General features: G+C 39.7%; 11 protein-coding genes. 5 read left to right on the forward strand and 6 right to left on the reverse strand.

Annotation, left to right across the window (positions count from 1 at the left end; all coding sequences use genetic code 11):
- The first annotated feature begins 37 nt into the window (after positions 1 to 37).
- A complete protein-coding gene (gene ftsZ / locus H6G18_RS02375; protein WP_190405483.1) occupies positions 38 to 1324 on the forward strand; it encodes a cell division protein FtsZ in 1287 nt (428 codons plus the stop codon).
- Positions 1325 to 1610: 286 nt separating this feature from the next.
- Here ftsZ and gshB read toward each other — a convergent pair whose 3' ends face one another.
- From gshB to H6G18_RS02405, 6 genes are all read right to left on the reverse strand, one after another.
- Positions 1611 to 2585 carry a glutathione synthase gene (gene gshB / locus H6G18_RS02380; RefSeq protein WP_190405484.1) on the reverse strand — a complete coding sequence of 325 codons (975 nt, stop codon included), beginning with the start codon at positions 2583 to 2585 and terminating at the stop codon, positions 1611 to 1613.
- A gap of 107 nt (positions 2586 to 2692) precedes the next feature.
- On the reverse strand, positions 2693 to 2965 hold the full coding sequence (gene grxC, locus H6G18_RS02385) for a glutaredoxin 3 (RefSeq protein ID WP_190405485.1): 273 nt from the start codon (positions 2963 to 2965) through the stop codon (positions 2693 to 2695).
- A gap of 329 nt (positions 2966 to 3294) precedes the next feature.
- Complete coding sequence (locus tag H6G18_RS02390; RefSeq protein WP_190405486.1) at positions 3295 to 4101, reverse strand: PEP-CTERM sorting domain-containing protein; 807 nt, start codon at positions 4099 to 4101, stop codon at positions 3295 to 3297.
- Positions 4102 to 4609: 508 nt separating this feature from the next.
- Positions 4610 to 5254, reverse strand: coding sequence for a CAP domain-containing protein (locus H6G18_RS02395; protein WP_190405487.1), 645 nt, complete (start codon positions 5252 to 5254; stop codon positions 4610 to 4612).
- A 176-nt stretch (positions 5255 to 5430) separates the two neighbouring features.
- The gene (locus tag H6G18_RS02400) at positions 5431 to 5568 is read right to left on the reverse strand and encodes a hypothetical protein (protein ID WP_190405488.1); all 138 of its coding nucleotides are present in this window, start codon (positions 5566 to 5568) and stop codon (positions 5431 to 5433) included.
- A 2-nt stretch (positions 5569 to 5570) separates the two neighbouring features.
- Positions 5571 to 6272 carry a CAP domain-containing protein gene (locus H6G18_RS02405; RefSeq protein ID WP_190405489.1) on the reverse strand — a complete coding sequence of 234 codons (702 nt, stop codon included), beginning with the start codon at positions 6270 to 6272 and terminating at the stop codon, positions 5571 to 5573.
- A gap of 350 nt (positions 6273 to 6622) precedes the next feature.
- On the opposite strand from H6G18_RS02405, the gene H6G18_RS02410 reads away from it, so the two are divergent.
- From H6G18_RS02410 to H6G18_RS02425, 4 genes are all read left to right on the forward strand, one after another.
- Entirely contained in the window at positions 6623 to 10243 is a 3621-nt protein-coding gene (locus H6G18_RS02410; protein ID WP_190405490.1) for a response regulator, read from the forward strand.
- Positions 10244 to 10843: 600 nt separating this feature from the next.
- On the forward strand, positions 10844 to 11674 hold the full coding sequence (locus tag H6G18_RS02415) for a CheR family methyltransferase (protein WP_190405491.1): 831 nt from the start codon (positions 10844 to 10846) through the stop codon (positions 11672 to 11674).
- On the forward strand, positions 11674 to 12246 hold the full coding sequence (locus H6G18_RS02420; protein ID WP_190405492.1) for a chemotaxis protein CheB: 573 nt from the start codon (positions 11674 to 11676) through the stop codon (positions 12244 to 12246). Before H6G18_RS02415 ends, H6G18_RS02420 begins: the two co-directional genes overlap by 1 nt.
- Before the next feature lie 4 nt (positions 12247 to 12250).
- Positions 12251 to 14290 carry a hybrid sensor histidine kinase/response regulator gene (locus H6G18_RS02425; protein ID WP_190405493.1) on the forward strand — a complete coding sequence of 680 codons (2040 nt, stop codon included), beginning with the start codon at positions 12251 to 12253 and terminating at the stop codon, positions 14288 to 14290.
- The last annotated feature ends 78 nt before the right edge of the window (positions 14291 to 14368 follow it).

Raw genomic sequence — 14368 nt, forward strand, 5'->3', positions numbered from 1 at the left:
ACCCTTAAAAAGTCGTTTATCTACCTTTCTGAATCCAATGACACTTGATAATAACCAAGAGCTTACCTATAGAAACTCCCAATCGTTGGGACAGCCAGGTTTCTCACTGGCAGTTAACTCAAGCAACCCCTTTAATCACTCTGGGCTGAATTTTGCACAAAATAACGATAGTAAGAAAATTTCTGTGGAAAATAGTCGCATTGGCGAGATTGTCCCAGGACGCGTTGCCAACATCAAGGTAATTGGTGTTGGTGGTGGTGGTGGTAATGCGGTTAACCGCATGATTGAGTCTGATGTCTCTGGTGTAGAATTTTGGTCAATTAACACTGATGCCCAAGCTCTGACTCTGGCAGGCTCTCCTAGTCCTTTACAAATCGGACAGAAACTCACACGAGGTTTAGGTGCAGGTGGTAATCCTGCCATTGGTCAAAAAGCAGCTGAGGAATCACGAGATGAAATTGCCACTGCATTAGAAGGAGCTGATTTAGTATTTATCACAGCTGGGATGGGAGGTGGCACGGGTACAGGTGCAGCTCCGATTGTCGCAGAAATAGCCAAAGAAATGGGCGCTCTCACGGTGGGAGTGGTAACACGTCCTTTTGTTTTTGAAGGTCGTCGTCGGACTACTCAGGCAGAACAAGGCATTGAAGGACTAAAAAGTAGAGTTGATACTTTAATTATTATTCCTAACAATAAACTGCTGGAGGTGATCCCAGAGCAAACACCAGTCCAAGAAGCTTTTCGTTATGCAGATGATGTATTACGTCAAGGGGTACAAGGAATTTCGGATATTATCACCATCCCCGGTTTAGTGAACGTAGACTTTGCTGATGTGCGGGCTGTAATGGCAGATGCGGGATCAGCGCTGATGGGTATTGGTGTAAGTTCAGGAAAATCAAGAGCTAGAGAAGCTGCGATCGCCGCTATTTCGTCACCACTACTAGAATGTTCTATTGAAGGTGCTAGAGGTGTTGTTTTTAATATTACTGGTGGCAGCGACCTCACCCTACATGAAGTAAATGCCGCCGCAGAAACAATATATGAAGTAGTTGATCCCAACGCTAATATTATTTTTGGGGCAGTGATTGATGACAGGTTGCAAGGAGAGGTAAGAATTACCGTCATTGCTACTGGATTTACTGGGGAAATACAAGCAGCGCCTCAACAAAACGCTGCTAATGCACGGGTAGTATCTACTGCTCCAAAACGACCAGCGCCACAAACACCACCAGTTAATTCCCCTGCACCTATTCCCGAATTTAAAGAAAAATCTGGCTTGGATATCCCTGATTTTCTCCAGAGACGGCGGCCACCAAAGAATTAAGCGGTTTTAGATGTGAGATTATTCAAAATTTGTAGTCTCTAGTCAAGCTTAATGCTGTATAAAAACTGCTAATTTTCAAGTTCAGAGATACATTTGTGATCTCCGGTAATTCTTGTTGCTGTTACAAATAAATTGCTACTATTCAAAAGCTAGATCCACTTGGGCAAGAGTCTATTGACTTTTTTGCCCAAATTTGCATTGCAAAATAAAAGATCAGCCAGGATTGGGAACTTGGAAGAGAGGTATTCCCAACCTTTTTGGGGAATTTTCCCGTGATTAGCTATCTTTAATTTTGAATTCGTAGATTCTGTTCTACCCATGCAATTACTTGATGAGCCAGGCGAGTACCATCTAGTCGGTCAATTTCACGTATTCCCGTGGGGCTAGTGACGTTAACTTCTGTCAGATAACCACCAATCACATCAATACCTACAAAGATTAACCCATCTTGGCGTAAATTTGCGGCAATTTGGCTACAAATTTCTTGCTCTCGTGGTGTAATCTCAGTTCTTGCGACGGTTCCACCAGTTGCCATGTTATTACGAAAATCGTTGCCGCTTGCCAAACGATTGAGAGCGCCAATAGGTTCACCATTAAGTAAAATAATCCGTTTGTCTCCCTCTTTCGCCTCTGGTAAATAGGTTTGTACCATTACTGGTAATCGACCTTGTTGAGTACTAAGTTCGACTATGGAATTAAAATTGCGATCGCCTGCTTGTAAAAATAAAATTCCTTCCCCAGCTTTATTACCCAGAGGTTTGAGAACAGTAGCTCCTTTAGCTTCGACAAATTGCCGGATAAACTCTTTATCAGCACTGACAATGGTTTCTGGAATTGCCTTAGTAAACTGAAGGGCGTACATTTTTTCATTTGCCCCACGAATACCATGAGGATTGTTAACTATCAAAGTTTGATTTTGGTCAATATAATCCAGAACATAGGTTGCATAAAGGTAAGCATCGTTCACTGGTGGATCTGTCCGCATGAATATAGCATCCATCGTTTCCAAAGAATTGAAGGAACGAGCTTTTAATTTATACCAAGGATTTGCTGCTACCCAGCGTCCATCAACCAACTGCACTGGTACAAGTTCTACCTGCTGCAAGATAGCCCAAGCTTTGCTGTCTACCACACTCAAACAATTAGCCTGAGTTACCCAAACTTCATGTCCTAAAGTTTGCGCTGCTTCCATCAGCGCCACACTGGTATCATGACATGGATCTAACTGATGGATGGGATCAATAATAAAAGCCAGTTTCACGCCTTTTGCCTCAATGCCAGGAAATTCTCAGATAAATTATCCCCCGATATCCTGGCAGATTAACAATTACTAGTGAGGGAAAAAGCGTAACTCTGTTGCTTGTTCGCCTAGAGACTAGTGCTAGAGGCCAATAATTCGTCTAGTTTACCTTGACTTTCGAGAGCATGAATATCATCACAACCACCAACATGGCGATCGTTGATGAAGATTTGTGGTAATGAGCGTCTACCATTAGCTCTCTGAGCCATTTTAGCCCGTGCTTCCTCATCGCCATCGATGCTGTATTCAATAAATTCCACACCCTTCTGATTGAGCAAATTTTTAGCTCGAATGCAAAAAGGGCAAGTTCTCCAAGTGTAAATTTCTACTGTGGCAGCCATAACTTCCTCAAATTGATCTAATAATTAATTTTAGAACTTTGGTACTGATAGTAGATGCTTAACGTATTTGTGATCTGTAACGTTGCTAGATGCCATGAAATACACTGGTGAACTTGCATAACTATGCTGGAGCCAAAAGGTATAAGAACAAAAGCTTATCTGCTGTTGCGTTTTTTTTGAGTAGAAAAGCAAAAAGAAATAGAAATGTGCAAAAAAATATTATATTTACCCAATTTTCTTTTCTTTTGCTGTCTACCTTTTACCTTGCCTTAGAGAAAAATATTCATGGTGAGTTATTTAACTACTTAAGTTCTTTTGGCAATTCGGTGCTAATTAGACTTACGACGCCGACTAATGAGCATACTACCCATAACGATACCCAGACCTATGCTAGCAGTTGGTTCTGGTACTTTGACTTTCGGCGGTTCGGGAAGCTTGGCATAAGTAGCCTTAAAGATTGAGGCGTGGGACAAATCCTTACCTTGTGAACCACTCCCATTTAACGCAACACCGATTGTATTAAAGAATCCTGTTAAACCTGTTTGAGAGAAATCAATGTCTTGAAACAGATAGGTGCTATATGACGTACTTGTTTTGAGGCTAATAACAAACGTAGTAGGGCCGTTGCCAAGAGCTGTACCTAAGCTCCATGTACCGGAACTCCGTCCGTTTTGTGCTTCAAAGCCAAAATTGTCTGAACTATCAGATTTTCCAACTAAGTCCCAAGTTGCGTTAGCACCGATATTAAACAGCCCTTGATTCAAATCATTAAGTAAAGTACTTTGCGCTCCAGTGTCGTTACCGCTAAAGGGGCCTTTACAAGCAGAAGCTTGTGTACTTCCAATAGAAACATCTGTAACACTACAAGACACGCTGGAGGTAGTAGATGTAGTGGTAGTTGTAGTGGTATTGGAAGTGGAACTTTGGTTAGAGTTACCATTACCATTGCCATTTCCGTTAGATGTGGTGGTAGTTGTAGTGGTGTTGGAAGTGGAACTTTGGTTAGAGTTACCATTACCATTACCATTACCATTGCCATTTCTTGCTAAAGCGGAGGGAGCTAAAGCTAAACAATATAGTCCTATGAAAGATGTAATGGATAGCCGGAGAAATAATTTTGAAAAATTTTTGGACATTTTGATTTTTTCCTGTGTCTTATTTTTGGATAACTAGACCAAGGTCTTATTTGCTTTGCGGGCTAAAGACTTTTTAATTATCTGATAAAAAATATTAATCGAGTATAAAAATGACACAGGTTATTTATATCTTTATTTATTATTGATTTACACTAAAGATTTTATAATTAGCGATATTTTTTTTAGTACACAAGAAGCTTTATGACGAAGTTTAAGTATATTTTCTGAAGTTATAATTAAATAATTATCTGCATCATTAATGTATGTAATAAAAGGTTTTCCAGTCATCAATCGTGAAAAATACTCAAAAAACAAGCTTTATAATAGTAGGAGTTTTTGTTGTTAAATTTAATTATTAAAAATATTGATATTTTGGAAATATACATAAGAGCAAATACTATGTTGTATTTACTGAAAGATAGATAAATTATTCTTAAAGCGTGGCTGACAATATGTGTAAGTATCTATAAAACCTGGATAAAGTGGTTCTTTCGATATTTTCTAAAGATCATTTATCTCGATACCCGCCAGCATAGGTAATCACACATATCGTTCTATAGGTTTTGTGGTTTCCATAAGCTACACCAGCTACTTTAAAAGCATCATTAAAAATATTTGTGCGATGGCCCCGTGATGGTACTCCATCATCAATAATCAATTGCATGACTATATCTTGAGCAGTGTTGGGGCCGTAGCTAATATTTTCCGCAGCTGTGGTTTGCCATTCACCATAGCGATTCATTCGCATGAAGGGGGTACTACCATCATTACCGTAATGTCCTGTAGCGCCGGTTTTTCCTTGATCTTGGACGTGATCTCTGGCTGCTAAAGACATTGCCGGAGATATGCTTAATGTTCCCACAGGACGGGCTGAATTGAGAAATGCGATCGCCTCATCTACTGCTTTTATCCCTTCCTGAGTTTGCAAATAAACATAATCTGCCAACTTAACCTTGTTCCCCTGAAAGCGCTGGCGGTAACTTTGCAAAATAGGTAAGTATGCTTGGGGATTTGTCCGTACTATGTTCATCTCCTCTAGCACTCGTTGTTCTAACGGTGAGAGGATATATTGTTGTAGTGATATTTCCGGGCTTTTTCGTGATGCTTCGGCAATAAAGTTCCAAAATTGCAATTTATTCTTCAGTAATTTCATGACTGGGTAGCTAATCATCAAGATATATTTAGCTCCACAGTATGAACAGCAGTTTTCGGAAGCAGGAGTATTGTTATATCTCTACACCTATAGGTTGAGCTTCTCTTGCTAAACCGATGTGCGCTAGAGATAGTGAAATATTGTTATACTTTATTCCCGCTAAAGCCCATTGAAGTTCAGTTGATCAAGGTTTTTTGATAACGCCATAGGTGAGGAAACAAAATTTCCTGAACCTGCTCATACAAATCTAACCAATCTTGAGGCGATCGCTCTGCACCTGAAGAAGATATCCCCGCATTGACTAAAAATAGCATATTTATTTTTCTAAATATCCACCAGCGTAAGTAATCACACATATCGTTCTATAGGTTTTGTGATTACCGTAAGCAACACCCGCGACCTTAAAAGCACCGTTAAAAATATTAGTACGATGACCGCGTGATGGTACTCCATCATCAATAATCAATTGCATGACTATATCTTGAGCAGTGTTTGGGCCGTAGCTAATATTTTCTGCTGCTGTGGTTTGCCATTTACCATAGCGATTGACACGAGTGAAGGGAGTGCTACCATCGCTACCATTATGACCAGTTACACCTTTTGATCCTTGGTCTTTGACATGATCTCTAGCACCTAAAGACATTCCCTTAGATATTTTTAATGTTCCCACAGGACGGGCTGACTTGAGAAAAGCGATCGCCTCATCTACCGATCTAACACCTTCTTGGGTAATTAGATAAGTATTACTAGAAATTCTCACCCGATTTCCTTGGAAACGTTTTCTATAATTTTCTATGATAGGGATGTATGATCTAGGGTTAGTCCGCACTTTGTTCATCTCTTCAATCACCTGTCGTTCCAATGGTGAGAGGTAATTTGCTGCTAACAAAGTTGGACTACCTGTTTGAACTATTGACGAAGTAGATTGTGCCAATGAGGAACTATATGTTAACAGTGGATAAGCAATAATGCTTAATAAGCTAGTGAAAATAGATACGCAAGACTTATGAAGAAGCATCAATGACCTCAAAATTCTATACTTTGGTATTAAGTTGACGAATGATGAACAACAAGTATTTATTTAAGGTTTTGATGCTTGTAGTGCATAAAAACGCTTACAATGCTATTTTCTTTGTAGCATGACAATTCAGTATGTGCAAATGCTAATTTTACTTAGCCTATAATTTCCTAGCTTTTGATTTAACAAAATTACGTTGATCAAGCTGTGAATAACAAACAATACTTTAAATAAACCTTTTCAGGATATCTTAGTTATTATTATCAATTGCAGAATTCTCTCATTAACCGACAAGAACTGCTGACATTAGTTAATAGCAGTAACCTTAGCTTTAACACAATCCTGTAATAATGTTTAATCGTCTCAAAATTGGCTCTAAAATTGGAGCGGGCTTCACTATAAGCATCGCAATTCTGAGCATGATAGGTTTTATTTCCTATCAAAGCATTCAAGAACTAATTGCTGCTTCCCGCAAGGAAAGACATACTTACCAAGTACTCAGTCAAATAGCAGACCTTAATGCTCTATTATCCACGGCAGAGGCTGGACAAAGGGGTTACATTATTACAAAAGAACAGCGATATCTAGAACCTTATCAACAAGCTACAAAATCGTTAAATAATAAAATTCAAGAACTTGAAAATTTAATTTCAGATAATCCTAATCAACAGCGCTATTTTGATAAATTAGAGCCATTGATTAATGAAAGAATAGCTCTCATGCAAGCTGTGCTTAATCTGCGGCAAACGCAAAGTTTTGAAGCCGCTCAAAAATCTATGCTGACAGATAAAGGCAGATTACTGATGAAGCAAATCAGGAACATCAGTCAGCAGATGAATTCGGAAGAATCAAAATTATTAGAACAGCGAACACTAATAGCACGAACTGCTGCAAATAACACCCTTGCCACTATTACTTATAGCATTCCATTTATATCTATTATTATTGCTTTAATTGGATATTTGCTGACCAGACATATCTCCTTTCCATTGCGGCGCATTTCTCATGCAGCAGAAAAGATGTCTAGTGGAGATTTATCGGTTAGTTTACTTGATAGTAAACGCCAAGATGAAATTGGTGTGCTGACACGCACCTTTAACCAAATGGTGGTAAATCTGAGAGCCTCAACCCAGAAAAATGAAGAGCAAAATTGGCTCAAGTCTAATTTGGCTGAATTTACCCAGTTACTTCAAGGACAGCGTAATCTCGAAAATGTTTCTCGTTTAATTTTGTCAAAACTAACACCACTGATAGAGTCTCAACAAAGTGTTTTTTATATACTTGATAAAACTAATGATGAGCCTATATTCAAGTTAATAAGTAGCTATGCTTACAACGAACGCCGACATCTAAATAATCGCTTACGTTTGGGTGAGGGATTGGTAGGACAATGCGCCCTAGAAAAGCAGAGAATTTTGTTAACTGAAGTTCCTAGTGATTATATCCGCATTAATTCCGGGTTGGGAGAAGCTTTACCACTAAATATTCTTGTATTTCCTGTAATATTTGAAACGGAAGTAACTGCTGTTATTGAAATTGCTTCTTTTTCTCGTTTTAAAGAATTACAATTGACATTCCTTGAGCAGTTTAGTGAAATTATAGGTGTATTTTTAAATAGTATTGCCGCCAGTGTACAAACGCAACAACTCTTGGAAGAATCTGTAGCTTTAACAGAAGAGCTTAGACAAAATAATCAACTTTTAGAAGAGCAAACACAAGAATTAGAAAACTCAGAAATTCTTTTAAGAAAACAACAACAAGAGCTACAACAATCAAACGAAGAATTACAGCAACTAAATGAAGAGCTAGAGGAAAAAGCAGAATTATTAGAAATACAAAATAGTGAAGTTGCTCTAAAAAATCAGGAAATTGAAAAAACAAAAAAATCAATAGAAGAAAAGGCAGAGCAATTAGCATTATCTTCTAAATACAAATCAGAATTTCTGGCAAATATGTCCCATGAGTTACGGACACCACTTAATAGCTTATTAATTTTAGCCAAACTACTTGCCGATAATTCAGGCGGTAACTTAACTAGTAAGCAGGTAGAGTATAGTCAAACAATTTATACGGCAGGAACCGATCTTTTAGGATTAATTAATGACATTTTAGACCTAGCAAAAATCGAATCGGGAACTTTATCAGTAGAACTGGAACAAATAGATTTTAGAGATTTGCATCATCATATAGAACGTAATTTCCGACAAATTGCCCAAGATAAAGAACTAAGTTTTAGGATTGAACTTGATGATAAATTACCACCAACAATATTTAGTGATCCTAAACGCTTGCAGCAAATTTTGAAGAATCTGCTGGCTAATGCCTTCAAGTTTACTGAGCAAGGAGGAGTAACTTTAAAAATTGCTGTAGCTCAAAATAATATCATTGCATTTGCTGTTGGCGATACAGGTATTGGCATTCCTGTTGAAAAACAACAAATTATTTTTGAAGCATTTCAGCAAGCAGATGGTACAACTAGCCGCAAATACGGCGGAACTGGCTTAGGTTTATCGATCAGTCGGGAACTAGCACAAATGTTAGGTGGTAGACTCGGATTAGTCAGTCAACCAGGAAAGGGAAGTACTTTCACCCTCTATTTACCGCAAACTTATCCAGTAAATAAGACAACAGCAATTCCACAACAGCAGATATCACCCCAATACCAGCTACCGCCAGCGTCTACAGAAAACTTACAATCTGCCACTTTTTCTAGTACGACAAGCTATACCCCACCTTTAGTGATGGTTTCCGACCGACCGCAGGTCATCGCCGATGATCGAGAGATAATTCAAAAAGGTGATAGGGTTTTACTAGTCATAGATGATGATGAAAAATTTGCCCGCATCTTACTAGACATGGCAAGGCAACAAGGCTTTAAAGTGATAGTTTCTTTAAGCAGTAAACAAGGTTTAGCTTTAGCAAGAGAGTATCAGCCGAATGCCATTACTTTAGATATTTATATGCCAGATATGGATGGGTGGACGTTGCTAGACCGCCTCAAGCACGATCCCCAAACCAGACACATTCCCGTTCATATACTTTCTGTTGATGACCGAGAACAAAGAGCGTTAAAACTAGGTGCAATTACTTTCTTACAGAAACCAGTTTCTTCAGACATATTAAACCAAACATTAACTGGGATAAAAAGTTTCCTTGACCGCAAGGTAAAACGTCTTTTAGTGATAGAAGATGACCCTGTACAAGCCCAAAGTATTATTGAACTTATCGGTAATGGTGATGTTCAGACTATGGGAGTGAATACAGGAGCCGCAGCATTAGATGTTTTACGCTTACAGCACTTTGATTGTATAGTCTTGGATCTTGGTTTACCTGATATGAGTGGCTTAGAACTGCTGGAGCAAATCAAACAAGAACCAAACCTAGCGAAATTACCAATTATTATTTATACAGGAAAAGAAATCAACCGGGAAGAAGAAACGCAACTGAGAAAACTAGCTGAGACAATTATTATTAAAAATGTGCGATCGCCTGAACGTTTACTAGATGAAACTGCCCTATTCCTGCATCGAGTACAGGCAAATTTACCCCAACCACAACGCCAAATACTAGAACAACTACACCAAACAGACCCAATATTAGCAAATCGGAAAATTCTAATTATTGATGATGATTTGCGAAATATCTTTGCCATCACCAGTTTGTTAGAAAGCTACCAAATGCAGGTAATATTTGCCGAAAATGGTAGAGATGGTATTGATATGCTACAAACTAACCCCGATATTAATGCCGTGTTAATGGATGTAATGATGCCAGAAATGGATGGTTACGAAACCACTCGTTGCATCCGTCAACAACAGCAATTCCGCACCCTACCAATTATTGCTTTAACAGCCAAAGCCATGCCTGGCGATCGCGAAAAGTGCATCGAAGCTGGTGCTTCTGATTACATCACCAAACCAGTAGACACTGAACAACTACTATCATTACTAAGAGTTTGGTTGTATAAATGATCAACAATAGAACGTTTAAACACTTGGCAACCTTAGCACTTTTTACACTCGCAACAGTTTGAACTGTCTGAAGGTTTCAAACGCTATACGTTTGATGAGGCGCATTTTGGAGAAATGACCTTTGTTGTGGAAGTCTTTCGTAGTGAGGTCGAGATAGTGCCTTGTCAAGGATACTTCTCAAGTCGGTGAATTGTTAACTATTGCTCAGAGCGATCGCTATTTCAGCGAACTGAAAAATAAAATTGTATTACTTGAGATTTTTAAGCTGTATTAAGTTGCGTAAATTTTACACTATTGGGTGATGAGTAAATATCAAACGCCCTCCTAGAAGTATTTACCCCTGAGATTCGGGGGTTTTTTGCTATTTTCAGTTATTCTCTGGATGAAACAGTTGCATAAAGAAATTCTTCTTAATGTAACAAGACAAAAATTTAGGTTCTATCAAGTTATTAATAAAGATATTTGGGTCAATAATTATTTGGTTGACTCAAATTAATATCTTAAGTCTCTCATTAGCTCATGAAGGTGGAAATTCTTGCCAATCAATAGCCAAAACACTCACTCTGTGAGTATTTTCTTGTTTTTAATTTTGAATTGTTTATGATTTTGCCCAAACTCAGCTTAGAAGACATAGAAATCAAGTTGCTGTTAGAAGGAGTTTACCAGTACTACGGTCATGACTTCCGCAACTATGCTGTGTCTTCGCTCAAACGCCGCATTTACAGTTTTATGCGCTTGGAGGGTTTAGAAAATATTTCAGCGTTACAAGAACAACTACTGCACGATGGCACTTCTCTAGAAAGATTTTTGCTGAGTTTGACGGTAAATGTCACATCCATGTTTCGTGACCCCAGTTTCTATCTGGCTTTTAGAAATCAAGTTGTGCCAATACTCCGGACTTACCCGTTTATACGCATTTGGCACGCAGGCTGTTCAACGGGAGAGGAAGTCTACTCAATGGCCATCCTCCTCCAAGAAGAAAATCTTTACCACCGTTGCCGGATTTATGCTACCGACACTAATGAGAAAGTGTTACAAAATGCCAAAAGTGGGATTTTTCCGCTCAAAATGATGCAGGAATACACTCAGCTTTATTTAAGAGCAGGCGGTAAGCGGTCTTTCTCCGAATACTACACTGCGGCTTATGACCATGCGCTCTTTCGTGCGTCATTACGAGAAAACATCATCTTTGCCCAGCATAATCTAGCTACAGATAGTTCTTTCAATGAGTTCAATGTCATTTTCTGCCGGAACGTTTTAATATACTTCAATCAGGTATTGCAAAAACGGGTACATACACTTTTTTATAATAGTTTGTGCAATTTTGGCATTCTGGGTTTAGGCAGGCAAGAATCTATCAGATTTACTCCTTATGAAAAGTACTATGAAGAAATAGCCAAGGGTGAGAAACTCTACCGGAGGCTAAACTAATGTCATTTAAAATTGTCGTTATTGGAACTTCTTTAGGAGGATTATCCGCACTGCAAAACCTGCTAGGAAATTTACCAGCTAATTTCCAAATACCAGTGGCGATTGTCCAACATCGTCATAAAGATTCTGACGATACTCTCAGGGGAATGATTCAAGAATATGCTTTGTTGCCCGTGCGAGAAGTGGAAGATAAAGATGAAATCTTGCCTGGACAAATCTATCTAGCCCCAGCCGACTATCATTTATTGGTTGAACCTGGTTATTTTGCTCTTTCTACCGATGGGGCTGTTTCCTACGCTAGACCCTCGATTGATGTACTGTTTGAGTCAGCAGCCGATGTCTATGGGGAGCAAGTCATTGGTGTAATATTAACAGGGGCTAATCAGGATGGTATGCAAGGACTGAAAAAAGTCAAAGCCAGGGGAGGTATTACTATTGTGCAGGAACCCAGCACCGCCGCCAGTTCCGTCATGCCAGCAGCAGCAATATCTGCTGTTGCGGTAGACTGGATTTTGTCACTTTCAGAGATTTCTCCCCTACTCGTAAATCTTGGTTACTCTATACGGAAATGAACTCATGCAGCCAGAACCCAAAGTAAACATCCTTCTGGTGGATGATAAAGTGGAAAACTTACTGGCACTAGAGGCAATTTTAGAGCGTCTAGGGGCTAATCTAGTCAGGGCGACTTCTGGGGAGGAAGCCTTGCGGTGTCTGCTGCATCAAGATTTTGCGGTAATTTTGTTAGATGTACAGATGCCAGGGATGGATGGTTTTGAAACTGCTACCCTGATTCGTAATCGTGGGCGATCGCGTCAGACTCCGATTATTTTTCTCACTGCTTTTAGCACCAGTGAGCAAATGCTATTTAAGGGTTATGCACTAGGAGCAGTTGATTATCTCCTCAAACCCATAGATGCAAATATTCTTACTTCTAAGGTTACAGTATTTGTTGAACTTTTTAAGAAAACTCAAGCAATCCAACGCCAAGCAGCTCAACTGGCAGCGATTAATGCTGAACTCAGACAAAGTGAAGAACGTTTCCGTTCTTTAAGTACTTGCTCACCTGTAGGCATTTTTGAAACCGATGCTGAAGGACGGTGTAATTATACCAATCCCCGCTATCAAGCAATTTGCGGCTTGGATGCTACAGAGAGTTTAGATAAAAGATGGCTAGAATCTGTTCATCGAGAGGATAGGGAACGAGCGATAGCTAGTTGGTCTACTTATATTTACCAAGGTGGCGACTATTCAGATGAATTTCGCTTTCAAACCGTTGATGATCGCCTGCGATGGGTGCAGGTACGCTCCTCACCTATGCTTTCTGGTAATGGTGAATTGCTTGGCTATGTCGGTACACTCGAAGACATCACCGCACGTAAGCAATCTGAAGAAATCCGCGCTCAGGTAATCTACGAACAAACCGCTAGACAAGAAGCCGAGGCGGCAAATCGCATGAAAGATGAGTTTTTGGCTGTCCTCTCCCACGAACTCCGCACCCCCCTAACTTCCATGTTGGGCTGGTCAAAAATTCTCCGAGCTAAAAAACTAGACGAAAAAGCCACAGCCAAGGCCTTAGAAGCGATTGAACGCAATGCTAATTCGCAAGTGCAACTGATTGAAGATATTTTAGATGTGTCGCGGATTATTCGTGGTCAACTGAGGCTGAATTTATCTCCCGTCAACTTAATAACAGTGGTGGAAGCAGCCCTAGAGGCAGTGCGTCCCCTAGCGGATACAAAAAGTATTACCATCGAGACGGCACTTGATTATACTTTAAGCCCAGTCAGTGGTGATTCAGCGCGGTTGCAACAAATTGTCTGGAATCTCCTCACCAACGCCATTAAGTTTACACCAAAAGAAGGTAAGGTAGAAGTCCGGTTAGAAGGGATAAATAGTGAATTATCTGGTGATTTGACTCACGCTCAAATTCAGGTCATCGATACAGGGATTGGTATTGAAAGTGCATTTCTCCCCAAAGTGTTTGAGCGTTTCCGCCAAGCAGATAGTACCACGACGCGATCGCACAATGGATTAGGTCTAGGATTAGCAATTGTGCGGCATTTGGTGGAACTACACAACGCCACAATTTTTGCAGAAAGTCAAGGGGTAGGAAAAGGAGCCACCTTTACTGTCAGATTCCCACTCATGCAAGAAAATCGGGAAACTCAACCAGCACCAACAGAAAATACCTCTGTAGATTCCGCTAACTCTTCTCCCCTCGCTGGCTTAAAAGTTCTCATTGTCGATGATGAAGCTGATACCCGAAACTTTTTAGGATTCTTGTTTGAAGAGTATGGGGCAATTTCCTCCACCACAGCATCAGTTGAGGCTGCATTAGCCGTCATTGAACAGTTAAAACCAGATATCCTGGTTAGCGATATTGGGATGGCAGAACAAGATGGTTATACTCTCATCCGCAAACTGCGCTCCTTACCACCAGAACAAGGTGGTAAGATACCAGCGATCGCTTTAACAGCATATTCACGAGAAGAAGACCGCCAACAAGTCGTAGAATCTGGATTTCAACATCATTTATCTAAGCCTGTTGACCCCAACAAATTAATCTCTGTAGTAGCCAGTATTTTCCATCTTTCCCTTCCCGTAGAAGTTAGTTAGTTGAGGAAGTCAACAATAAAAAATTAAGAAATATTTCTAGCGGACAAAATACCAGTAATTACATCTAAAAATTCCGCT

Origin of the sequence: Anabaena subtropica FACHB-260 (genome assembly GCF_014697105.1) — a bacterium.
GTDB classification, from domain to species: domain Bacteria; phylum Cyanobacteriota; class Cyanobacteriia; order Cyanobacteriales; family Nostocaceae; genus Trichormus; species Trichormus subtropicus.